The organism is Sulfurospirillum sp. E15m, assembly GCF_059415145.1.
Map to the genome: position 1 here is coordinate 26,608 of NZ_JCAHZS010000010.1, position 22,187 is coordinate 48,794.

Below are 22,187 nucleotides of genomic sequence, written 5' to 3' on the forward strand. Positions count from 1 at the left end.
ATTTACATCTTAACCCGTGACGGTATCAATCCATTTGATGGAACATCCCATGGAGGGGTGTTGTGTTGCAGGGGCATCTTGTTTACTAAATAACAGCATGATAGCCTCACGCAACTCTTCTTCTTTTACGCTACGTGCATCTTGCCAATTATCATCCAATCTCCCATGGTAATAGAGCTTTTGCTCACTATCAAATAAAAATAAATCCGGTGTGCATGTTGCGCCCAAGCTTTTAGCGACGGCTTGTTTTTCATCAATCAAATACGGAAAGTCTATTGCCATCTCTTTGATTTTATCGAGCATATGAGCCGGTGAATCTTCTGGATAATTGGGATGAATATTGGGATTAATCGCTACGGTTGTAATATCCAGTTTTTTAGCAAATTCCGCTACGGCGACCAAACGTTTCCAAATGGCGTTTGAATAAGGACAATGATTACACATCACGGCAATCAAAAAGCCCCCTTTTCCAAAGAGTGTTGCACTCTGATAAATATTACCTTCTGGATCTTCTAATTGAAAATGTTCTAATGGTGTTCCTAGTGCAATAGGTGCTGATTCAATCAGTGCCATAGTCTAATCCTTATACGTGGTAATTATTTTTTGAACAATCGATGCAATATTATACACAGAATTTAAGTCACATTCTTCTCTTAATGAATGCGGATAGCGAATCGTAGGTCCTATGGAGACAGCTTCAATTTTCTTTTTCTGATGTAAAATCAACTCGCCACACTCTAACCCAGCATGTATCGCCTTAAATGAAGCATCGTGATACACTTCTTTCATTGCATCTTGCACGGTATGGGCAAAAGAGCTGACTTCTGGTTTCCATGCACCATGCCACCCTTCTTGAGAGACGCTAAATCCTAATGCTTTAAAAAAAGCCATTGTTTCATGTGCTAGTATAGCCAAATTTGCATCATCCATAGCACGTGCCGCACAATCACAGCGTAAGGTATTCTCTTTTTGCGTTACCACACCCAAATTGATACTCACAGAAGGGATATCAAGCGCTCTATCCCATGCCCTCACCCCTTGAGCAAAGGCACCTAACGCATGAATAATTGCAGACGATTGCGCTAAGGAGTGCGTATACAAGCCTTGTTCTAAAGCCTTTACATGTAAACGAGAATCTTCGCACACCAAGGGAGTTTGCGTAGCAACAATTGCCGTAGCACTTTTGGGAATAGCATTGCGCCTATCGCCGCCTTCAAGGGAGATTAACTGAATATTATGCTTTAACAGTTCATAGCCTAAAGCTTTTAGAGCAGAAGGAATTTTTTTATCAATATCGACCCCCGAATGCCCTCCTAAAAAATCAAACGCATGAATCTCATAAACATACATGTCTTTGTCTAAAGGAATATAATCCAGTTTCATGGAAGCAATAACATCAACACCGCCTGCACAGCCAATGTAAATATCACCTGCCTCTTCTGCATCAAGATTTAAGAGATAATGAGCTTGCAGAGGGTGAGAAAAATGCATCGCACCAATCAATCCGACCTCTTCGTCAGCCGTAAAAAGGCACTCAAGGTCATCATTCTGCTCCATCGCCCAAAACATCATGGCAATACCCATACCGTTATCGGCACCCAATGTCGAATGGCGTGCTTTTAAAAGCGAACCTTCTTGAATTAATTCTATATGCGATGTATCACCGATGCACACCATATCGTAATGTGCTTGCAAGCATAAAGTCGGCTTTCCCTTGGAGCATAGAATATTGCCGACGTCATCTTCTATAATATTAAAGTGCAAGTTTTGTGCAAATGCAATAATATGTGCCTTCATTGCCGTTGTATGATAACTACAACGGGGTATCTTCGTAATAGCTTTAAAATGCTCTAAAATGCGCTCCATAAGAACCCTTGATTATTTTATAACCGAAATGGTATTATACGCGCCATGAAAACAATATTAATTCTTATACCACTTTTTCTTTTTCAAGGTTGCCTCTATTTCAACGACAGAGGTGTATCGGGCCGCTATTATAATGACTGCAAAGAGTATTATGATGGCATGGGCATTTACCACAAAGAGTGCGATGAAAACCTTGTTGAGTATAAAACCGTTACCGATGGTGTTAAAAAAGGAATTGATAAAAGCGTCGATACAACTAAAAGGCTTTTTGAATAGAACCCATGGATTTAGAAAACCTACGAAAAGAACGTCTAGCCTGGCTAGAGTGGAAAGATATTAAGCCCCTTCGTGAACGACTTGCCGCGTTGCCACACATCAAAAAGTGCGTTACAACCCTTGGAGATTGTGTCACCATCAATGCTTTACATGTAAAACCAGAAATCAAAGCAATCATCAAAGAGTGTGCCGTAGCATTAAAGCCGTGGCGCAAAGGCCCGTTTGAACTTTTTGATACCTTTATTGATACCGAATGGCAAAGTTTTATCAAATACAATCTTTTAGAACCACATGTAAATCTTGAAGGTAAAATTGTAGGCGACATTGGCTGTAATAATGGCTACTATCTGTTTCGCATGCTTTCACAAAAGCCTAAAAAACTCGTTGGATTCGACCCATCCGCTTTGTATAAAACACAATTTGATTTCATCAACCACTTTATTCAAAGCGATATTGTCTATGAACTGCTTGGTGTTGAGCATCTTCCTTTTTACGAACATAAATTTGATACACTCTTCTGTTTGGGTGTTTTGTACCACCGAAGTGATCCTATTGCTACACTCAAATCACTCTATCAAGGGCTGAATGCAGATGGAGAACTGATTTTAGATACCTTTATGATAGAAGGCGATACCCCTGTCGCATTAGCACCTTCCAAAACATACTCTAAAATACCCAATGTCTATTTTATACCAACAATTTCAGCTCTTCGCAATTGGTTAGAGCGCGCAAAATTTAAAGAGATAGAATTGCTGGAAATCAAAAAAACAGATGCGACTGAACAACGTAAAACAGACTGGATTTATGGGGAAAGCTTGGAAAACTTTTTAGACCCAGCCAATCCAGAATTAACGATTGAGGGGTATCCTGCACCCAAACGTGTTTACGTTAAAGCAAAACGTTAAAATAGTCGATTTGCCTAAAACACATATGAAGAAGGACGCCTCATGGCAAAGAGTAAATTAGGTTTGGTCAAAGATATGATTGATAATGTTGCAACCTATGATGACGAGTTAGAGGAAAACAGTGAGGACACCTCACTCGAAGATGCATCCAGTGATTTGCACGATAACCTAAAAACCCATCAAAAAATTAAAAATATTTATGTCGGTAATCTAACCGCGCTTTCTAAAAGCGGTGCTAAAGTTATTTTACAAACAACACACGATATGACCGTTGATGAACTAGGACTTGTTCATAATGGCTTTATTTTCGGTGCAGCCGAATACGCGGCTGTGTGTGCAATTAATGAAGAAAACGTCGTGATTATCGGGTGTCGTTCCAAATTTTTTGCCCCGGCACGTTTAGGTGACATCATCACCTTTGAAGCAAAAGGTAGATTTGAAGAAGCGCGTAAAAGAGAGATTAAGGTCATTGGAATCATCAATGAAATCAAAGTATTTGAAGGCGTATTTCAAGCTGTTTTATTAGAACATCATATCTTAGAGACCAAGTTGGATGAACTACAAGCTAACTTTAGTCCCAAAGAACTTACTTCGTATTAACTAAAAAAAATTAAGCCAATACGGTACATTTTTTTGTTCGGCTTTGACGCTTGTTCTATCACCATGTCCTGGAAAAACATCCCAATTACTTTCAAGTTTGAGGAATTTTTCCAAACTTTGGTGCATCATATCAGCGCTACTGTATGGAAAATCATACCGACCTATCGAATTATGAAAAATAAAATCACCGCTAAAAAGTGCATTTTCAATTAAAATAGCACTACAACCTGGCGTATGTCCTGGAAAATGCAAAAACCGTACGGCAATACCTGCAATATCAAAAGCCACATCACCCTCGACAACAACATCCGCATGACTGGGAGGCGTTCCTTGCCCAAAAGGGTCACTTTCAAGCATAAAGCAGTCTCCTTTAGGAGCATACAATGGAATGTGAAATTTTGAAACAAGCTCCGCGTTACTCCACACATGATCAAAATGACCGTGCGTGTTTAAAATAGCAACAGGGTTTTTAACATTACGCACAACCCAATTCACCGAGTCCATTCCAGGATCAATAATAATTTCTTTATCATTTATTTTCACGATATAACAATTCGTTCCATAAGCACCACACGCTCTATTAATAATTTCCATACATCACTTCTTTAAATTATTTTTTTTAGTGTAACACATCTCATCTTATTTTGCTTTACAAGCTTAAAAGAATGCATTAATTTTAAGTTTAGTATAATTAGTTCTAGTTCAAATTATTCCATGAGGTTGCCACCGTGAATAAATACCAATCATTAGAAACTTTTTTAGTTCAATTTTTAAAAGATGAAGTTAAAAAGGCGGGTTTTTCAAAAGTCGTTTTAGGCATCAGTGGTGGTGTTGACTCTGCTGTTGTCGCTGTTTTAGCACATAAAGCTTTTCAAAATAATCTTTTAGGTCTTATGTTACCATCGTCTACATCTAGCAGTGCAAGCTTTGAACATGCAGCAGAACTTTGTCAAAAATTTGGTATTAGGGTTGAAAAAGTACCTGTTGGACCATTGGTTGATACTTACTTCAAAAATCATCCTGATGCATCCAAACTTCGTATCGGTAACTTTAGCGCCCGCATGCGAATGTCAGTACTTTATGATATCTCAGCACGTGAAAACGCCCTCGTTTTAGGCACAGGCAATAAAAGCGAAATTCTTTTAGGCTACGGTACTATTTTTGGTGATCTTGCATGTGCTATTAATCCTATTGGGGAACTTTATAAAACAGAAATATTTGAATTTGCTGCTTACCTTGGTGTTCCTGAATCTATTCTAACCAAAGCACCTTCTGCTGATTTATGGGAAGACCAAAGCGATGAAGGCGAATTTGGCTTTACGTATGCTCAAATTGATAAAGTACTCTACGCCCACATCGAAGAGAAAAAAGATAAAGCTGCGTTAATCGCATCGGGGTTTGATAGAGAGCTTGTAGAGATGACACTCGAACGCATCGAGAGCAATCGTTTTAAAGGGAAACTCCCCACTATCGCTAATTTAAATGCAATCAAATAAAGGAACTATATGAAAGAGATACCATTTTACAAACCTTATATTGACAATCGAGAAAGAACACTCATTAATGAAGTTTTAGACCTAGAAAAGGCCAATAAGGTTGAAACGCTTGAAAAAGAGTTTATCAAGTATACAGGATGTGGGGATGCTATCTCTACTGTCAATGGTACTGCAGCAATGCATCTTGCGATGTGTGCGCTTGATCTTAAACGTGGGGATAAAATCATTTGCTCAGTCAATGCATTCCCGTCAGTTGCAGAAGTGGTGCGACATTTTGATGCAGAGCCTATTTTTGTTGATATCGACAAAGATGATTTCAATATTGATGTAGACCAACTAGAGAGCGTTCTCAAAAACAATAAAGCCAAAAAACTCAAAGGTGCTTTCATCAGCCACATTGCTGGACAACCTGCTGATTTAGGACGCATTTATGAATTGGCAAAACATTATGATATAAAAATCGTTGAAGATGCAACAGCAGCTCTGGGTGCAAACTATAATGGTAAAAAAATTGGTTCACTTGAGGCTGACATTACCGTTTTTCGTTTTAATCCACAATCCAATTACTCTATTTCAAGTGCAGGAATGATGACAACAAAAGATGAAGAGCTGAGCAAACGTGCTCGTCTTCTTCGCAACCACGCTATCGTAGGTGAAGGTTGGGATAAATTCGGTAACATCGGTTATGTCTATGATGTTATTGATATTGGTCTTAAATATGACCTAAATGAACTCAATGCCGCTTTTGCAATCGGGCAACTAGAAAAAAATGAAGATTTTATTGAAAGAAGAATGGAAATTGCCGACATCTACAACAAAGAGTTAGCATCATGCCCTCATGTTTCTACGCCGATTAAAAAACGTGACCATATTTATGCACAATACATTATCAAAATTGACAAAAACCGCGACAATTTTGCAAAAGAGCTCAAAGAAAGAGGTATTTACACAGGTCTTCATTTTATACCATTGCATTTATTGAGCTATTACAAACATAAATACAACCTACGTGTCAATGATTTTCCAAAAGCACTCAGTAACTATCAACAAATTCTTTCATTGCCTATTTATTCAAGTTTGAGCGATAAAGACATTCATCATATTTGCGATCATATCAAAGAGATTGCTAAAAATCGTGTTTAAAAGCTCAAAATTTGTTTTTTGGGTAGAAGAGTACCTCTTCTACCCAAAATCACTCTTTCAACGAATTCTCTCCTTCTTACTTCTTCCTTTAACGGCCATTTATTGCAGTATTGTACTTTTTAAACGGTTTCAAGGAGAAAAAAATAAATTTGTTTCATCGATTCCTATTATTAGCATTGGAAATCTCACCGTTGGCGGCAATGGAAAAACACCTTTTTGCATTGCATTAGCAACGAAATTCAAAGATGTTGCTATCATTTTACGAGGGTATGGTCGTAAATCACACGGCTTGATTTTAGTATCGGACCAAGGACAAATTATGTGCGATGCAATGGCAAGCGGAGATGAAGCGATGCTTTACGCAAAATCACTTCCTCAAGCAACGGTCATTGTAAGCGAAGATCGTATAGAAGCGATTCGTTTTGCAAAAAAAAGAGGTGTGAAAATTATTTTTCTAGACGACGGTTTCTCAAAGAGCAATATTGCCAAAATTGACATTCTAATGAAACCAAACCCAGAGCCTAAAAATAGTTTTTGTCTTCCAAGTGGACCGTATAGGGAACCTCGTTTTTTATATAAAAAAGCTGACATAGTTATTACAGAAGGTGATGATTTCAAACGTCATGTCAATGTTAGCGCACCTACTTCTAAAATGCTGCTGGTCACAGCTATTTCTAAACCCAGTCGATTGGATGCGTATTTACCTGAAAACGTAATTGCAAAAGTAAGCTTTCCAGATCATTACATGTACAATGAAAAAGAGCTTGAAACCCTCTTGCATACTCACCAAGCAACCTCTATTTTAACCACACAAAAAGATGCTGTCAAGATGGCAACTTTCGATATCCCCCTTTCTATTTTAAAACTCGATATTGAGATATTTCCAGAGACTTTTGCAAAAATAAACGCATTTTTAGCTCCTAAACGCTAAAATAAATCTTCTTAATATATCCTCAAAGGATGCATCGTGCAACATAAAATTCAACAAGCACAAATCTTGATGGATGCATTGCCATACATCAAACACTTTAATAAACAAAAAATTGTCATTAAATATGGCGGTGCGGCACAAATCAACCCAGAACTGAAAGAACAATTTGCAAAAGATATCGTTTTACTCTATCTTGTCGGCATTAAACCGATCATCGTTCATGGCGGTGGAAAAAAAATCAATGCTTTGTTAGATAAACTAGAAGTAAAAAGCAATTTTGTAGATGGTCTTCGCGTCACGGATGACCAAGTGATGGAAGTTGTCGAAATGGTCTTAAGCGGTAGCATTAACAAAGAGATTACAACACTTTTAAACCATCATGGCGCAAAGGCTATTGGTATTACGGGTAAAGATGCCAACTTCATGCATGCAAAACCCATGGACGATGGACGCTATGGATTGGTCGGTGATATTACCAAAATTGATAAAAAAGTGCTCAAACATCTGATTCGAGAAAAATTTGTTCCGGTCATCGCACCTATCGCTTCTGGAGACAATCCTGACCACCCTGGCTATAACATCAACGCTGATCTCGCCGCAAGTAAAATAGCCGTCGCCTTACAAGCGAAAAAAATCATTTTTCTCACAGATACCCCAGGTGTTTTGGATAAAGAAGGCAATTTAATTTCCAGCCTCGATAGGGCTAAAATAAAAGCACTAAAAAAAGACGGCACAATCAGTGGCGGCATGATTCCAAAATTGGATGCGTGTTTAGAGACCATCAAAGGTGGCGTTGAGTGTGCTCATATCATCGATGGACGTGTTGAACACTCTATTTTATTAGAGCTTTTTACAAAAGATGGCATTGGTACGATTATTAAAGAATCAAACTAAATGTAGTGCCTTTGTGGCTAACGTAGCTTAAAGAGCTTTGCTTTTTTAGCATCATAGAAAATAAATAAGGAAATTTATGTTTATCGAAACTCGTGGAAATGATGGTATCAAACCAGATAAAGTTCCCTTTTCATTTGCTATTTTAAACCCAAGTGCAAGCTTTGGCGGTTTGTATGTTCCAGAATCTCTTCCAAGCATTGATAAAACGTTTTTAGAAAATGCACGAACCAAAAGTTATAAAGAAATTACACTAGAGATTTTAAAGCTTTTTAACATTGATATTGAAGATGAGGTCTTACAAAAAGCCGTTGCTCTGTACGATCATTTTGATAATCCGAGTGAACCAACACCCCTAAGCCAAATTAAAGAGGACCTTTTTGTCAATGAACTTTACCATGGTCCTACGCGTGCTTTTAAAGATATGGCATTACAACCTTTTGGTTCTATTCTCTCGCATTTGGCCAAAAAGATAAACGAACAATACCTTATTTTAGCAGCAACCAGCGGAGATACCGGTCCTGCAACCTTAGACACGTTCGCTAACAAGCCCAACATCAAAGTGGTTTGTCTCTATCCAGATGGTGGAACAAGCGATGTACAACGCTTACAAATGACCACACAAAAAAGCCAAAATCTAAAAATTATTGGTATTCACGGTAATTTTGATGACGCGCAAAATGCATTAAAATCTCTCTTAGCCTCAACCAGCTTTAAAGAAGCGCTTAATGAACGCCATATTAAATTAAGTGCGGCTAATTCAGTCAATTTTGGTCGCATTATCTTTCAAATTATTTATCATGTGTATGCCTATATTGCACTCCTCAAACAAAATAAAGTCACCGTGGGCGATCCTTTTTATACCATTGTACCGAGTGGCAATTTTGGAAATGCATTGGGTGCTTATTATGCAAAAAAAATGGGCTTACCCATTGAGAAAATTCTCATTGCGTCCAATATCAACAATATTTTGACCGACCTTATCAACACAGGCGTTTACGATTTGCGCCATCGAACGCTCCTTCAAACAACTTCTCCTGCGATGGATATTCTTATTTCGTCCAATGTTGAACGTGTTTTATTTGATAAATTGGGAGCGCATCGTACCAAAGAGCTGATGGACTCTCTCAAAAATGAAAAGATGTACACACTCACACCAGAAGAATTAACGCTTCTACGTGAAGATTTCGATGCTGTCTATTGCGATGATACCTTTGGAAAACAGACGATTAAACACTTTGCCGATCAAGGGTATGTGATGGACCCACATACAGCAACGTGCCTCAAAGCATATGAAGTGCTTAAAAGAAAACCATTGCCGAGTGTGCTTTGTTCAACCGCAGAGTGGACAAAATTTGCTCCAACCATGCTCAATGCCATTAAAGAAGATAGAACAAAATACACCGATAAAGAAGCATTGGATGGCATTAGTTCCGCTTTACATGTAAAAATTCCTGAATCTATTCATGCGCTTTTTGAACAGCCTATTGTTCATGATAAAGTCGTTGAAAAAAATAAAATTGAAGCTGAAATTTTTACGTTTTTAAATACAAAAGGTTAAGGTATGATTATTATTCCCGCGAGACTTGCCTCAACACGGTTTCCCAATAAAATCTTGGCAAATATTCATGGCATTCCTATGGTGATTGCCACAGCAAAGCGTGTTCAAGCTATTGATAATGTCACCATTGCAGCCGATACAAATGAAGTCGTCACTTTGGCGCAAAATTATGGGTTTAAAGCGATTTTAACATCACAAAATCATCAAAGCGGTACCGATAGAATCAATGAAGCAGCGTCAAAGTTGAATCTTCAGGATGATGAAATTATTGTGAATGTCCAAGCCGATGAACCTTTTATTGAAGAAAGTGTCGTTAGAAGCGTTATTGAACGCGCCAAACAAAGCGATGCTATGATTACTAGTGCTTGCAAGAAAATTGATCTTTTACATGTAAAAGACCCCAATCTCGTCAAAGTCATTTTAGATGCAAACCATCATGCAATCTATTTTTCGCGCAGCCCGATTCCCTATGATAGAGAGGGTGGATTTGAAGATTATTTTGGGCATTTAGGTATTTATGCATTTCGCAAAAAATCACTCCAAACTTTTTGTGCACTCCCCAACGCACCTTTAGAGCATATCGAGAAATTAGAACAACTTCGAGCTCTCTACCACGGATATAAAATCGCAATGGTAGAAGTTCAAAGTCAAAGCTTTGGTATTGATACGCCCGAAGATTTGGAGAAAGCTTTAGCCTTTTTTGCGTAGTTAAACAGAAACTTGCTCAAACGTATCTTTTTCTTGATGGAAAAGATACGCTTCCATTGGGTTTTCTCCAACTTGGAAAATAATTTTACATGTATCAAATCCTGCTTTTTTCAATCCCTTTTCAACTACTTCTAAAATGAAAGCACGTGTACTAAAAAGATGCGTTGTTGTTGTACCATGATACGCAAACACTTCATCCGGAATTGGGGTAAATCCCTCTTTTTTTAAATGCTTTTCAAATACGTCTTGATCTTTTAACCCTTGAACTTCAACAATTAAAACAACTTCCATATTACAGTCCTAATTTTTCAAGATGTGCCAAAAACTCATCGGCATTTTTATACCCTACTAAACGTAGCTCGCTGATTTCTTTCCCATTTTTAAAAAATAAAATTGCTGGTGGACCAAAGATATTAAATGTTTTTTGTAAAACTTTATCATCGTCACTATTTTTTGTCACGTCTGCTTGCAAAAGCGTTAAGGATGCGAGTTTTGCTCTAACCCTTGGATCCGAAAAGGTAAATTGTTCAAACTCAATGCAATTAACACACCAATCAGCATAAAAATCTAGCATGACTACTTGCTCAGATGCTTTCAATGTCTTTGTCAGTTCTTCTAAGTTTTTTACTTTTTTAAAAATACTCTTTGTTACATTCTCGTGCGTATTTGTTTTAAGCGTCAATTTTTCCAAAGGCATCAAGGGATTGGTCGCACCGCTGAGAAGACCAAAAAAGAGCATGATGCCATAAAGCAAGATGATAAATAAAAAACTTTTCAAGAGTTTTTGCCACCCACGCGTTGTGGAAACAAAAGGCTCTAATGCGCCAAAATAGATGGAAGAACAGATCACAAGTAACATCCATAATGCCATCGTTGCATTACCGGGTAAGATGCGTGAAAGCATCCAAATAGCGACGCCTAAAAGCAGTACGCCAAAAAAAGCTGTTATATTTTGCATCCATACACCAGGACGCGGCATATAACGCCCGGCTGTTGTACCAATAAGTAAGAGTGGCGCTCCCATCCCAAGGCTCATAACGAATAATGCAGTACCGCCTAAAAGAGCATCTCCGCTTTGTCCAATATATATCAATGCGCCTGCAAGAGGGGCAGCAACGCACGGTCCTACAATCAAAGCCGATAAAAATCCCATAATGGCAATTCCAATAACACCTTGTGCTTGCGCTTCACCTGATTTTTTATTGACTCTATTTTGAATGAAATTAGGCATTTTAATCTCATAAAAACCAAACATGGAAAGTGCTAATAAAACAAAAATAGCACTAAAGAGACTAATCACCCATGGATTTTGCATGGAAACTTGTAAATTTGCACCAAAAAGGGCTGCTAAAATCCCTGCTATCGTGTAAGCTAAGGACATGGCTAATACATAAATCAAAGAGAGTAAAAAACCTTTTTTAGCACCCATTGAAACACTCGGTTGCGATACAATAATGGAAGAGAGAATAGGAATCATCGGAAATACGCATGGTGTTAAAGAAAGAAGTAAGCCAAAACCAAAAAAGCTCAGTAAAACGAAGGCAACATTTCCGCTAGCCAATTGTGCCGCAATACCTTCTTGTTCTGATAATGCTGCACTTCCTTTTTTAGGAAAACTAAATTGTGTAGAGAGTGGCTGATAGCAAATCCCTGCTTCCGCACATCCTTGGTATGAAACTTTTAGTGTAAAGGAACCTTTTGGACTGTATTGATGCAATAACGCTTGTGGAACTATCAACTCAAATGATTTTCTCTGTGTCATATAATCATGGAAATTTTCGGCAGGAGGTCTTTTAATAGAAGGCGTTAAATCAATTTTTTTGGGTTCTACCAATTCAATTTTTATCTTATCATCGTATAAATAAACACCTTGATGAATATCAAACTGTATTTTAATGCTTTCTGCATCTTGAATAGCACTAACTTTAAAAGCCTCTTCTGGCGTTATAAATGTCGGTTTCTCTATTGCATGCAGTGAACCAAAAAGGAGGAAACAAACCAAGGTAAAATATTTTATAATATATCGCACTAAATAGCCTTTACTAAAATAATTTTTTATTGTATCCAATCTCCCTCTAAATCTTTTTTAAATTAATACGATTTCTAGAGAGTGATATCTCAAAATGGAGTGTACATGGGCAAAAAGAAAAAAGAAAAAATCACACTTCAAAATGAAGAAGTAGTGATGGCTAAAGACTCAGATAGCAATGGTAAGATACAAATTTGGGTTAAAAAAAGCGAACTAAAATATGAAAAAGAACTCAAAACTCTTCAAATTGAATTACTCAAATTTCAAAATCACGTTAAAGACAAAGGTCTTAAAGTGTTGATTCTTGTCGAAGGACGTGATGCCGCGGGGAAAGGTGGTACCATAAAACGTATCACAGAGCATCTCAATCCTCGTGGTGCGCGCATTGTCGCACTTTCAAAGCCCTCCGATACGGAAAAAAGCCAATGGTATTTTCAGCGCTACACGCAGCACTTACCCTCAGCAGGTGAAATCGTACTTTTTGATCGTTCTTGGTACAATCGAGCGGGTGTCGAACCCGTGATGGGCTTTTGTACACAAGAAGAACACAAAGAGTTTTTAAGAGAAGTTCCCAAATTTGAGACGATGCTTGCAAATTCTGGGATTCTTTTATTTAAATTCTATTTTTCAGTCAGTAAAGAAGAACAAGCAAAACGCTTTAAAGAGCGTAAGACGGATCCTCTTAAGCAGTTTAAACTTTCTCCTGTCGATGAAAAATCACAAGAACTTTGGGACCAATACACCGTCGCTAAGTATTCGATGCTTTTAGCATCCAATAACCCTCGTTGTCCATGGACGATTGTTTTGTCTGACGATAAGCGAAAAGCACGGCTCAATACAATTCGTCATATTTTACGCAATGTCGAGTACCCCAATAAAATTAAAAACAAAAAATTAGCATGTGATAAAGAAATCATTAGAACAGGCAAAGAGGAGATAGAAATTATGGAAAAAAGCTTACCAAATGAAAATTTATCACATTTAAATGGTTGAAATATTATTTACATGTAATATTATTTTAGAGGCAAATGAAAGAACTCTTCAATCCGTTCAAACGGATTGAAGAGCTTAGAAGATTATTCTACTTCAGCGTCGATGACATCATCATCTTTTTTAGCTTTTGGTTGTTCAGCGCCACCTGCTGCACCACCCTGCTCTTTTTTATACATTGCTTCTGCAAGTTTATGGCTTGCTTCACTTAACGATTTTACTTTCGCATCAATTTGGTCTTTTGTTGCACTTTCATTCGCCAAAACATCTTTAAGTGCTTTGAGTTCTGCTTCAATTTTAGCTTTATCTTCAGCACCAATTGCATCGCCCATCTCACTTAACGATTTTTCTGTTTGATGTGCTAATGCATCTGCTTGATTTCTTGCATCAACCGCTTCTTTACGTTTTTTATCTTCTTCTTTATGCAATTCTGCATCTTTGACCATTCTCTCGATTTCTGCATCATCAAGTCCTGAGCTACCAGAAATTTTAATCTCTTGCGCTTTACCGGTTGCTTTGTCTTTTGCTGAAACAGTTAAGATACCATTTGCATCGATGTCAAACGCAACTTCGATTTGAGGTACACCACGAGGCGCTGGTGGGATGCTCTCAAGATTGAACTGACCGAGTGATTTGTTATCTCTTGCAAACTCACGCTCGCCTTGTAGCGCATGAATGGTAACCGCTGGTTGGTTATCTTCCGCTGTTGAGAATACCTGAGATTTTTTAACAGGAATCGTTGTGCCTTTTTCGATGAGTTTTGTCATAACGCCACCCAACGTCTCAATACCAAGGCTTAGAGGCGTAACATCTAAAAGAAGAATATCTTTGACATCACCTTTAATAACCGCACCTTGAATGGCTGCACCAATGGCGACAACTTCATCAGGGTTCACAGATTTGTTCAGTTCTTTCTCGAAGAATTCTTTTACTTTTTGTTGAACGAGAGGAACACGGGTTGAACCACCAACCATAACAATTTCTTTAATCTCAGCTTTTTTCAAATCAGAGTCATTAACAACTTCTTTGATTTTTTTAATAGTAAGCGCTACTAAATCTTCGATCATAGACTCAAATTTTGCACGCGTAAGTTTTTTAACCAAGTGTTTTGGACCTGTTGCATCTGCTGTAATAAATGGCAAGTTAATCTCAGTTTCATTCGAAGAAGAGAGCTCTTTTTTCGCATTCTCAGCCGCTTCTTTAAGTCTTTGAAGTGCCATAACATCCGCTTTAAGGTCAATGCCATTTTCATTTTTAAATTCTGCAACCAACCAATCGATTAAGCGGTTATCAAAGTCATCACCACCTAAGAATGCATCACCACCGGTTGCCAAAACTTCAACAACATTATCACCTGTTTCAAGAACGGTAACGTCAAATGTACCACCACCCAAGTCATAAACAACGATTTTTTCAGCCTCTTTTTTATCTAAACCATAAGAGAGAGCTGCTGCTGTTGGCTCATTAATAATTCGAAGTACATTTAAACCTGCAATCGTACCAGCCTCTTTTGTTGCTTTTCTTTGGCTATCATTAAAATATGCAGGAACGGTGATAACCGCGTCAGTTACTTCTTCACCTAAGAAACTCTCTGCATCTTCTTTTAATTTCATTAATACTTTCGCACTAATCTCTTGTGGTGTATAAACTTTACCATCGATTTCAATCGCACATGCACCATTTCTGTCTACAACGGCATATGGAAGACGCTTTTTAGCTTCATTTGCTTTGTCTTCGTTACTCATAAGACCCATAATTCTTTTGATAGAATAGATGGTTCTTTTTGGATTGGTGACGGCTTGACGTTTTGCTGTATCACCGACAAGAACCTCTTCTTTATCGGTAAATGCAACAACGGAAGGCGTTGTGTTTTTACCCTCTTTATTCGGGATAACTTTACTTTCACCTCTTTCATAAACACATACACACGAGTTTGTTGTTCCTAAATCGATACCAATTACTTTTCCCATTTTTTTATCCTTTTATTAATTTTTGACACGCCAACAAAGCAAAGCTTCTTTTGGCCACGTTAGCCTCTCGGCACTGAAGCTTGCTGACAAAGCCAGCAGAAACTTAACTTTTTATTTTACGATACTCACCATTGCTGGTCTTAAAATACGGTCTTTGATTTTATAGCCTTTTTGAAACACTTGTAAAATTTCACCACTTTGTTTCTCATCACTCTCTAATTGCATCACTGCTTCATGAAAGTTTGGATCAAAAGCACCTTCAATATCTACAAGTTCAACGCCATGCTTCTCGAAGGCTTTTCGAAATTGCTCAATCGTTAATTCTAAGCCTTCTTTGACTTTATTTAAAAGCTCTGCGCTTTCTACTTCATTGTTATTGCCAGCAAGAATCGCCATTTCTAAAGAGTCAATCACTGGTAATAAATCACGTGCAAATACTTCATGAGCGTATGAAATAGCTTGCATCTTTTCTTTTTCTAAGCGACGTTTCATGTTATCGAAATCTGCATTAGCTCTTAAATACTTATCTTCAAGTTCAGCTACTTTGGATTGAAGTTGTTCCATTTCATTGGGTTCACAACACGCTTCGTCATCACTGTTTTCGCAGCACTCTTCCGAGGGTATTGCCTCAGATTCCTTTGGAATCTGTTCTTCTTTTAGTTTGTCATCCACATGTTACTCCTTAACTTGATTAAAAAAATCTTCAAAATCGCTCTCAATGCGACCAAAACAGAACATTTCAGCATTAGAAGCTTCATCTTTAAGCTGAACCTTTTGTTTGACTGCCATACACCCTTCGGGAATAAATCCGCCAAAATAAAGCCCATCATCAATCGATTCAATAAAATGCAATGTTTGAAACCGTTCTATAAAAGTATCATTTTGTAACTCTTGTGCAATAGCATACATCTCGCGTTCACCCTCTTTGAGAATAGGTGCTTGTAAAAAGATTGCAGAAAGCTTTTCATGTAATTCATAGAGCCCCACTTGTGCTGAAATGTCTTTGAGCTCTCGCATTTTACAACCAACCAAACGATTGAGAAATTGCTCTACTTTAATATTGTATTTTAAAACAACTTCATGCCCATCAAATACCAAAAGTAAAAAACGATTTTGAACACTTACAATCTCTTTAAGCATTGCTTCAGCGCTTTTTTCAACAATGCAAAACAGGTTATGTTCATTGGTTGAACGTTTAATTCTATCAATATTTTTGATGGTTACGGGGTGTGATGTATCAATTTTTTCTTGCCAATACCCTTGTAAAGCTCGCAAGGTAGGTACACGCCCGCTACTGACATGTAATTGTACTAATGAGCCTTCATCAGAGAGTTTTTTAAAATAGATACGAATAGTTGATGGTGAAATACCTAATGTCATCTTCATCTGCAGTTCAGATGAACCTATAGGCATTTTTGATTTTAAATATTCTTGAATAATCGATTCTAAAATCAACTCTTGCTTGGAAGGTTTTTTCATTTTTAGCACTCTTAATGTTTAATTGCTGATGAAATTATACAACATTGAGTGTAATGTTGTCAAGTAATAGTTAAAAGAATTCGGGCAGAGGAAGTGTTAAACGGTAATAACAATGCATTAAATCATGGAGGAATGATAGAAGAGGATAAAGGATAAGGAAGAAAATAAAATTAACGTACGGGGTGTTTGATTCGCTTTTTATTGCGCATAAAAAGAAGTTTTAAAAGGTGTTTGAACTCGCCTTTAGTCTCTTTCATTCTTGAAAAGAGAGTCTCTTTTTCCGTGATGGAAACAAAGATATCATTTAAAGCTTTTCGTTCATTTTGTGACAATGTACTCATTTTTCATCCTTAATATCTTTTACAATACGTTTAATCAAACGCAAAGCATCATCTTCATCAAGTTCACCAAGCATTTTAAATATTGCTGATGCTGCTTGAGGATTGGAATTGCCCAATCTCCAATCTTGATACGTTCGCATTGATACGCCAAGTTTATCTGCCATTTCACGCTGAGAAATCTTCTTTCCCATGAATTTTGATTCAACAGCATTATGAAGGAGATTAAAAATATCGTTTGTTTTCATGACAATGATTCTAGCCAAGGCTGGTTTAATTATACATAAATACGATATTTTATAAGTTATTATATCTTAAAAAATACGTTTTTCTACATTTTTATCTTTAAAATAAGTATTTTATACGTTTTTTTTATTTAATAAACATTTTATATATATTTTATACGGTTTTTTGTATAAAAATTAATATTATATAGTTTATTAATAAGTATTAAGGTCATAATAAAATGAAGGAAAAACATACGTCATAGGATTCATGTGCTGAGAAAAGGTGAAAATGTAACGATAGAGGGGAAAAAGAGGAAAGGATGAGTTGCCTCATCCTAAATATATCGAATAAAGTATGTGACTATTTATCTCTAATAGAAAGTTCTTTAATCACTTTACTGTATGTTGCAAAATCTTTTCTTTTAAGATATTGCATTAAACGTTTGCGTTGACCTACTAATTTTAGAAGTCCGAGTCTTGATGAGTGATCTTTTGCATTGATCTTAAGATGTCCCGTTAAATCACTGATTCTTTTTGAAAGAAGCGCGATTTGTACTTCTGGAGAACCTGTATCTCCTTCTTTTCTGCCAAACTGACTAACAATTGCTTGTTTTTCCGCCGAACCTAAAGCCATGATGACCTCCTGATTGGTAATATATTTGCTTTTAAAAGCCCGAAATTCTATCTAAAAAAACCAAAATTAAATATTAAATGAATATAAGTTTAGCAAATGCCTTGTATAACTAGCTTAACGATTAAAGCAAATTCTAACAATTATTTAGTACAATATTTCTCTTATTTAACTTTATTATGAAACTATTAGAGGATGGACGATGCTATTAACCAAAGCGAGTGAATACGCGCTACTTTCATTAATTATTATTGCACAAAAAAATAGCCCACAAGATGTTGATACACTATCGAACCAACTTGGTATTTCAAAAAGTTTCCTAGCAAAAATTCTACAAGCACTGGCAAAAGAAAATATTCTCTCTTCGTTTAAAGGAGCCCACGGTGGATTTATGCTTGCTCGAAAACCAGAAGATTTAACACTTAAGATGATTGTAGAATGCGCAGAAAAAAAGCAGACCATGGTTTTTGAATGTTCACCCTCCTCACAAAAATGCCCGGGAGGAAAAGGAAATTTTTGTCGCGTTTGGCCTATTTTAAACAAACTTCAAACTAAAATTGACCAATTTTTGGATAATATGACACTCAAAGATATTATCGAAGCTTAAAGGCATTTATTGGCAAAAAATCAAAATGAGTTACTCAAGCGTATTATCCCCTATTTAGAGCCAATAACCAAATCAAAAGACCTGACCGTTGTGGTCTTTATTGTTGCTATTTTGGCTATTATTATCGTCCCTCTACCTAGTCCTGTACTCGATTTTTTCCTAGTGATCTCTTTATCAGTTTCTGTATTAATCATTTTAATTTCGCTTTATATTCCACGCCCTACGGATTTAACAACCTTTCCAACACTCATTTTAATTATCACGTTGTACCGCTTGGCGCTCAATATCTCAACGACCAGAATGATTTTAACGAATGGACATTTAGGACCTGATGCCGTAAGCGAAATTATCTCGAGTTTTGGTCAATTTGTCGTAGGTGGAAATTACGTTATTGGTATTATTGTTTTTTCAATTTTAGTTTTGATTAACTTTATGGTTATTACCAAGGGTTCTACAAGGGTTGCAGAGGTTGCGGCACGTTTTACCCTCGATGCGATGCCGGGTAAGCAAATGGCGATTGATGCTGACCTTAATGCAGGACTGATTGATGAAAAATCAGCACGAAAACGTCGTGAAGAGATTATCCAAGAAGCCAATTTTTACGGAGCGATGGACGGTTCGAGTAAGTTTGTTAAAGGAGATGCCGTTGCGGGCATTATTATCACTATTATCAACATTATCGGTGGTTTTTTAATCGGTGCCTTCCAACACGACCTTAATCTTGCCACAAGCGCACAAACATATACCATTTTAACGATTGGCGATGGATTGGTCTCACAATTACCTGCTCTTATTAGTTCAACAGCAACCGGTATTATTATTACCCGTGCTAACAAAGCTGATGAAGAAAGCTTTTCAGATGGTGCTGTCAATCAACTCTTTGGAGATTATAAAACGCTTGCTATCGTGGGCTTTATCTTGGTTATGTTTGCTCTTGTTCCAGGTCTTCCGACCCTGTCACTCGCTTTTGTCGGATTTATCTTTTTAGGTCTTGCTTATTTGATGAAGCAGACACACGATGGTCACTTTTCATTGCAAAAATTCTTTGCATCAGCCTCCGCGACAACACAAAAAGCGCAACAAGAAGCCCAAGCAACGCAAGCAGCTCAAGCACCCAAAAAATCACCTGAGGAGCTTCGTAAAGAAGAGGAAACCGCCCTTAATGACATTCTCAAATTAGAAATCTTAGAGCTCGACTTAGGGTACCAACTCATTAAGCTAGCAGACCCCGCACAAGGTGGAGATTTGTTAGATCGTGTCAAAAGTATGCGTCGTAAAATTGCAGCAGATTTTGGTTATTTGATTCCACAAGTACGCATACGTGATAACTTGCATTTGGCACCGAATCATTATCAACTCCTTCTTAAAGGTATTGAAATCGGCAGCGGCGAAATCTATCCTGACAAATTTTTGGCAATGGACAGCGGTCTTACTATTGATAAAGTACAAGGTATTCCAACCAAGGAGCCCGCTTTTGGACTGGATGCTATTTGGATAGAAGCCAATGCTAAAGAAGATGCCATCATTAAAGGGTACACAACGGTTGATCCTGCAACGGTTATTTCAACGCATTTAAGCGAATTGATTAAGAAGTATGCTGAAGAGCTTCTCACCCGTCAAGAAGTTCAAAGTTTGATTGATAAATTGCAAAAAGATTATCCTGTTGTTGTGGCTGATTGTCTTAAAGTTGCCAACGTGGGACTCATTCAAAAAGTTCTTAAAGCTCTTTTACATGAAAAAATTCCGATTAAAGACCTTCTCACGGTAATTGAAACCATCAGCGATGTGGCAGAAGTGACTAAAAATGTCTCGATTATTGTCGAACAAGTTCGTGCAAAACTTGCGCGTGTTATCACAAAACTCTATAAAGATGACAATGGTTATTTAAAATTGCTCACATTCAATGCGGCAACCGAACAAAAGCTTTTAGATGCATTACGGGAACGTGATGGAGTACGAGATTTGGTACTCAATATTGGGCAAATCAACACACTCGTTAAAGCGTGTAGTGATGAAGCAGCCAAGCTCTTGCATAAAGGTATAGCCCCAGTTCTTATCATTGTGGATCCTCTGCTTCGAAAATCACTCTCGGATATTTTCGAAAAATTTGGCTTAGAAATTGTTGTCTTATCACATGCAGAAATTGATTCTACATCAAAATTTGAAGTGATGGGTTCTATCGAAATCGACAAATTATAATAAACACTACGTATTTAAGGATATTTATGGATTATCAATTACACCACCTCTCACATACCGATTTGGATGGTTATGGCTGTATGATGGTGAGTGCACACTATTTTCAATCAATCAGCTTTTATAACTCAAATTATGGTAAAGAGATCAATGAATGTTTCAACCAGATTTTAGATGTCATTCAGGCCTCTTCAGAGCAAAAACATGTTATTTTAATTACCGATTTGAATCTTACGATGGATCAAGCCAAAGAGTTTGAAGCAAAAGTGAATATTTGCGATAAAGAGATTATGTTATTGCTCTTAGACCATCATAAATCGGGTCAAGAGTGCGCGGATGCCTTTGAATGGTACTATCTTGATTCCAACCGATGTGCGACCAAAATCACTTATGATTTCTTTAGCGCACTCTATGGTACAGACGAGAAGCTTAGTACCTTTGTAAACGTGGTCAATGCTGTTGATATATGGCTCGAGAATGACCCTTCTTTTGAGTTGGGAAAAGTCTGTATGGGCATGGTTAGCGGTGCTAAAGAAGTCAATAAAATCATGTTCCCCAAAGAGAACACTGCTTATATATTTTCTCTGCTTCAGCAAGCACAAACGTACTTTACATGTAAAGAGGCTCATATCGCCTTAGACGACGCTATTCACGGCATTAAAAAAGCCTTTTTTACAACCACATGCAATAACACGTTAAGCAATCTTGTCTCTGCTTATAATGTCATTTTACTCACCAATAATAAAGAGCGCATGCAAATCAATTACAAAGACTATAAAGGGATTTTAACTTACAACATCGGTAATGTTTCGATCATCGGCAACGACTTTCTAGTCGCTAATCCCGACTTTGACTTTTTTATGGATGTGACCTCTAAAAAAACCATTAGTCTTCGCTCAAGCGGCAAAGTGGATGTCAGTAAGATGGCAGCGCATCTTGCCAATGGCGGGGGTCATCATAATGCCAGTGGCGGGCTTCTCAGCAATTTCAAAGATGCTTTTATCTATGATGCTATTCGAGCGCAAATTATGACAATTATCTCATCAAAAGGATAACCCAATGGATACCAAAGAACTTCAAAAAGCACTGGAAAAAGCAGAAGTAGAAATTGAAGAAATGGCAATGCAACTTGCCGATATGTTAGGTGCGGCTCTGCATTTTGCCGGCGTAAAAAACGAAGAAATTCCTAAAGCAATCGACCTTTATATTAAAAGTATCGATGAAGTCTTTGAAGACGAAGATGATGATTCAGAGATGGGCTTTGAAGAGGTAATTGAAGTTATAGAGTACCTCAAAACCAAGCACCCTAAATTATTCCATAAATAAAACCATAAAAAAAGGGG

The 22,187-nt window shown here is 37.4% G+C and carries 25 protein-coding genes; 14 read left to right on the top strand and 11 right to left on the bottom strand.

Translation table 11 applies throughout. The features are described from left to right. Window positions 1–9: 9 nt before the first annotated feature. Complete coding sequence (locus AC5SLP_RS12465) at window positions 10–573, bottom strand: thioredoxin family protein (protein ID WP_495255485.1); 564 nt, start codon at window positions 571–573, stop codon at window positions 10–12. A 3-nt stretch (window positions 574–576) separates the two neighbouring features. Further along, window positions 577–1,866 (bottom strand): M20/M25/M40 family metallo-hydrolase, encoded by a 1,290-nt coding sequence (locus AC5SLP_RS12470; protein WP_495255486.1) that lies wholly within the window; start codon window positions 1,864–1,866, stop codon window positions 577–579. A 45-nt stretch (window positions 1,867–1,911) separates the two neighbouring features. On the opposite strand from AC5SLP_RS12470, the gene AC5SLP_RS12475 reads away from it, so the two are divergent. From AC5SLP_RS12475 to AC5SLP_RS12485, 3 genes are read left to right on the top strand one after another with little or no spacing between them, the layout of a single operon-like run. After that, on the top strand, window positions 1,912–2,142 hold the full coding sequence (locus AC5SLP_RS12475; RefSeq protein ID WP_495255487.1) for a hypothetical protein: 231 nt from the start codon (window positions 1,912–1,914) through the stop codon (window positions 2,140–2,142). Between the two features lie 5 nt (window positions 2,143–2,147). Next, entirely contained in the window at window positions 2,148–3,047 is a 900-nt protein-coding gene (gene cmoB, locus AC5SLP_RS12480) for a tRNA 5-methoxyuridine(34)/uridine 5-oxyacetic acid(34) synthase CmoB (protein WP_495255488.1), read from the top strand. A gap of 42 nt (window positions 3,048–3,089) precedes the next feature. Beyond that, window positions 3,090–3,647: a PaaI family thioesterase gene (locus AC5SLP_RS12485; protein WP_495255489.1), complete on the top strand. Its 558-nt coding sequence runs from the start codon at window positions 3,090–3,092 to the stop codon at window positions 3,645–3,647. Here AC5SLP_RS12485 and AC5SLP_RS12490 read toward each other — a convergent pair whose 3' ends face one another. Beyond that, a complete protein-coding gene (locus AC5SLP_RS12490) occupies window positions 3,648–4,241 on the bottom strand; it encodes an MBL fold metallo-hydrolase (RefSeq protein ID WP_495255490.1) in 594 nt (197 codons plus the stop codon). A 134-nt stretch (window positions 4,242–4,375) separates the two neighbouring features. Between AC5SLP_RS12490 and AC5SLP_RS12495 the strand changes: the two genes are divergently transcribed. From AC5SLP_RS12495 to kdsB, 6 genes are all read left to right on the top strand, one after another. Beyond that, entirely contained in the window at window positions 4,376–5,143 is a 768-nt protein-coding gene (locus tag AC5SLP_RS12495) for an NAD+ synthase (protein ID WP_495255491.1), read from the top strand. A gap of 9 nt (window positions 5,144–5,152) precedes the next feature. Next, on the top strand, window positions 5,153–6,286 hold the full coding sequence (locus tag AC5SLP_RS12500; protein ID WP_495255492.1) for a DegT/DnrJ/EryC1/StrS family aminotransferase: 1,134 nt from the start codon (window positions 5,153–5,155) through the stop codon (window positions 6,284–6,286). After that, a complete protein-coding gene (locus tag AC5SLP_RS12505) occupies window positions 6,279–7,217 on the top strand; it encodes a tetraacyldisaccharide 4'-kinase (RefSeq protein ID WP_495255493.1) in 939 nt (312 codons plus the stop codon). Before AC5SLP_RS12500 ends, AC5SLP_RS12505 begins: the two co-directional genes overlap by 8 nt. A gap of 69 nt (window positions 7,218–7,286) precedes the next feature. After that, window positions 7,287–8,111 (top strand): acetylglutamate kinase, encoded by an 825-nt coding sequence (gene argB, locus AC5SLP_RS12510; RefSeq protein WP_495255581.1) that lies wholly within the window; start codon window positions 7,287–7,289, stop codon window positions 8,109–8,111. A gap of 76 nt (window positions 8,112–8,187) precedes the next feature. Further along, window positions 8,188–9,669 carry a threonine synthase gene (gene thrC, locus AC5SLP_RS12515; protein ID WP_495255494.1) on the top strand — a complete coding sequence of 494 codons (1,482 nt, stop codon included), beginning with the start codon at window positions 8,188–8,190 and terminating at the stop codon, window positions 9,667–9,669. 3 nt (window positions 9,670–9,672) lie between these two features. Then, complete coding sequence (kdsB, locus tag AC5SLP_RS12520; RefSeq protein ID WP_495255495.1) at window positions 9,673–10,377, top strand: 3-deoxy-manno-octulosonate cytidylyltransferase; 705 nt, start codon at window positions 9,673–9,675, stop codon at window positions 10,375–10,377. Here kdsB and AC5SLP_RS12525 read toward each other — a convergent pair whose 3' ends face one another. Together AC5SLP_RS12525 and dsbD are read right to left on the bottom strand one after the other, a co-directional pair. Continuing rightward, window positions 10,378–10,668, bottom strand: a complete 291-nt coding sequence (locus tag AC5SLP_RS12525) for a hypothetical protein (RefSeq protein ID WP_495255496.1) — start codon at window positions 10,666–10,668, stop codon at window positions 10,378–10,380. It abuts the gene before it with no gap. 1 nt (window position 10,669) lies between these two features. After that, window positions 10,670–12,406, bottom strand: coding sequence for a protein-disulfide reductase DsbD (gene dsbD, locus AC5SLP_RS12530; protein ID WP_495255497.1), 1,737 nt, complete (start codon window positions 12,404–12,406; stop codon window positions 10,670–10,672). A 156-nt stretch (window positions 12,407–12,562) separates the two neighbouring features. Here dsbD and ppk2 point away from each other — a divergent pair, with 156 nt between their 5' ends. Continuing rightward, a complete protein-coding gene (gene ppk2 / locus AC5SLP_RS12535) occupies window positions 12,563–13,399 on the top strand; it encodes a polyphosphate kinase 2 (protein ID WP_495255582.1) in 837 nt (278 codons plus the stop codon). An 83-nt stretch (window positions 13,400–13,482) separates the two neighbouring features. Here ppk2 and dnaK read toward each other — a convergent pair whose 3' ends face one another. The 6 genes from dnaK to rpsO form a co-directional block, all read right to left on the bottom strand. Beyond that, window positions 13,483–15,366, bottom strand: coding sequence for a molecular chaperone DnaK (gene dnaK, locus AC5SLP_RS12540; protein ID WP_495255498.1), 1,884 nt, complete (start codon window positions 15,364–15,366; stop codon window positions 13,483–13,485). Between the two features lie 111 nt (window positions 15,367–15,477). Beyond that, window positions 15,478–16,038 (bottom strand): nucleotide exchange factor GrpE, encoded by a 561-nt coding sequence (gene grpE, locus AC5SLP_RS12545; RefSeq protein ID WP_495255499.1) that lies wholly within the window; start codon window positions 16,036–16,038, stop codon window positions 15,478–15,480. A 3-nt stretch (window positions 16,039–16,041) separates the two neighbouring features. Then, window positions 16,042–16,845, bottom strand: a complete 804-nt coding sequence (locus AC5SLP_RS12550) for an HrcA family transcriptional regulator (RefSeq protein WP_495255500.1) — start codon at window positions 16,843–16,845, stop codon at window positions 16,042–16,044. Window positions 16,846–17,015: 170 nt separating this feature from the next. Continuing rightward, on the bottom strand, window positions 17,016–17,186 hold the full coding sequence (locus AC5SLP_RS12555; RefSeq protein WP_495255501.1) for a hypothetical protein: 171 nt from the start codon (window positions 17,184–17,186) through the stop codon (window positions 17,016–17,018). Then, window positions 17,183–17,431, bottom strand: coding sequence for a helix-turn-helix domain-containing protein (locus tag AC5SLP_RS12560; protein WP_495255502.1), 249 nt, complete (start codon window positions 17,429–17,431; stop codon window positions 17,183–17,185). The genes AC5SLP_RS12555 and AC5SLP_RS12560 overlap by 4 nt, the downstream gene beginning before the upstream one ends. Window positions 17,432–17,771: 340 nt before the next feature. After that, a complete protein-coding gene (gene rpsO / locus AC5SLP_RS12565) occupies window positions 17,772–18,044 on the bottom strand; it encodes a 30S ribosomal protein S15 (protein ID WP_495255503.1) in 273 nt (90 codons plus the stop codon). Window positions 18,045–18,243: 199 nt separating this feature from the next. Between rpsO and AC5SLP_RS12570 the strand changes: the two genes are divergently transcribed. Genes AC5SLP_RS12570 through AC5SLP_RS12585 form a run of 4 tightly spaced genes read left to right on the top strand, consistent with a single transcriptional unit; the run spans window position 18,244 to window position 22,170 of the window. After that, window positions 18,244–18,648 (top strand): RrF2 family transcriptional regulator, encoded by a 405-nt coding sequence (locus AC5SLP_RS12570; protein WP_495255504.1) that lies wholly within the window; start codon window positions 18,244–18,246, stop codon window positions 18,646–18,648. 9 nt (window positions 18,649–18,657) lie between these two features. After that, entirely contained in the window at window positions 18,658–20,847 is a 2,190-nt protein-coding gene (gene flhA, locus AC5SLP_RS12575; RefSeq protein WP_495255505.1) for a flagellar biosynthesis protein FlhA, read from the top strand. 26 nt (window positions 20,848–20,873) lie between these two features. Beyond that, window positions 20,874–21,899 carry a DHH family phosphoesterase gene (locus AC5SLP_RS12580; protein WP_495255506.1) on the top strand — a complete coding sequence of 342 codons (1,026 nt, stop codon included), beginning with the start codon at window positions 20,874–20,876 and terminating at the stop codon, window positions 21,897–21,899. A 4-nt stretch (window positions 21,900–21,903) separates the two neighbouring features. After that, entirely contained in the window at window positions 21,904–22,170 is a 267-nt protein-coding gene (locus AC5SLP_RS12585; RefSeq protein WP_495255507.1) for a hypothetical protein, read from the top strand. Window positions 22,171–22,187: the final 17 nt, after the last annotated feature.

Coding starts and splice junctions, on each gene's coding strand:
- AC5SLP_RS12560 (WP_495255502.1), bottom strand. CDS start 17,431: ATGAAAACAAACGATATTTTTAATCTCCTTCATAATGCTGTTGAATCA.
- AC5SLP_RS12475 (WP_495255487.1), top strand. CDS start 1,912: ATGAAAACAATATTAATTCTTATACCACTTTTTCTTTTTCAAGGTTGC.
- AC5SLP_RS12470 (WP_495255486.1), bottom strand. CDS start 1,866: ATGGAGCGCATTTTAGAGCATTTTAAAGCTATTACGAAGATACCCCGT.
- AC5SLP_RS12485 (WP_495255489.1), top strand. CDS start 3,090: ATGGCAAAGAGTAAATTAGGTTTGGTCAAAGATATGATTGATAATGTT.
- AC5SLP_RS12465 (WP_495255485.1), bottom strand. CDS start 573: ATGGCACTGATTGAATCAGCACCTATTGCACTAGGAACACCATTAGAA.
- cmoB (WP_495255488.1), top strand. CDS start 2,148: ATGGATTTAGAAAACCTACGAAAAGAACGTCTAGCCTGGCTAGAGTGG.
- rpsO (WP_495255503.1), bottom strand. CDS start 18,044: ATGGCTTTAGGTTCGGCGGAAAAACAAGCAATTGTTAGTCAGTTTGGC.
- dnaK (WP_495255498.1), bottom strand. CDS start 15,366: ATGGGAAAAGTAATTGGTATCGATTTAGGAACAACAAACTCGTGTGTA.
- argB (WP_495255581.1), top strand. CDS start 7,287: ATGGATGCATTGCCATACATCAAACACTTTAATAAACAAAAAATTGTC.
- AC5SLP_RS12500 (WP_495255492.1), top strand. CDS start 5,153: ATGAAAGAGATACCATTTTACAAACCTTATATTGACAATCGAGAAAGA.
- AC5SLP_RS12490 (WP_495255490.1), bottom strand. CDS start 4,241: ATGGAAATTATTAATAGAGCGTGTGGTGCTTATGGAACGAATTGTTAT.
- AC5SLP_RS12570 (WP_495255504.1), top strand. CDS start 18,244: ATGCTATTAACCAAAGCGAGTGAATACGCGCTACTTTCATTAATTATT.
- AC5SLP_RS12580 (WP_495255506.1), top strand. CDS start 20,874: ATGGATTATCAATTACACCACCTCTCACATACCGATTTGGATGGTTAT.
- AC5SLP_RS12585 (WP_495255507.1), top strand. CDS start 21,904: ATGGATACCAAAGAACTTCAAAAAGCACTGGAAAAAGCAGAAGTAGAA.
- kdsB (WP_495255495.1), top strand. CDS start 9,673: ATGATTATTATTCCCGCGAGACTTGCCTCAACACGGTTTCCCAATAAA.
- thrC (WP_495255494.1), top strand. CDS start 8,188: ATGTTTATCGAAACTCGTGGAAATGATGGTATCAAACCAGATAAAGTT.
- AC5SLP_RS12550 (WP_495255500.1), bottom strand. CDS start 16,845: ATGAAAAAACCTTCCAAGCAAGAGTTGATTTTAGAATCGATTATTCAA.
- AC5SLP_RS12555 (WP_495255501.1), bottom strand. CDS start 17,186: ATGAGTACATTGTCACAAAATGAACGAAAAGCTTTAAATGATATCTTT.
- ppk2 (WP_495255582.1), top strand. CDS start 12,563: ATGGCTAAAGACTCAGATAGCAATGGTAAGATACAAATTTGGGTTAAA.
- AC5SLP_RS12525 (WP_495255496.1), bottom strand. CDS start 10,668: ATGGAAGTTGTTTTAATTGTTGAAGTTCAAGGGTTAAAAGATCAAGAC.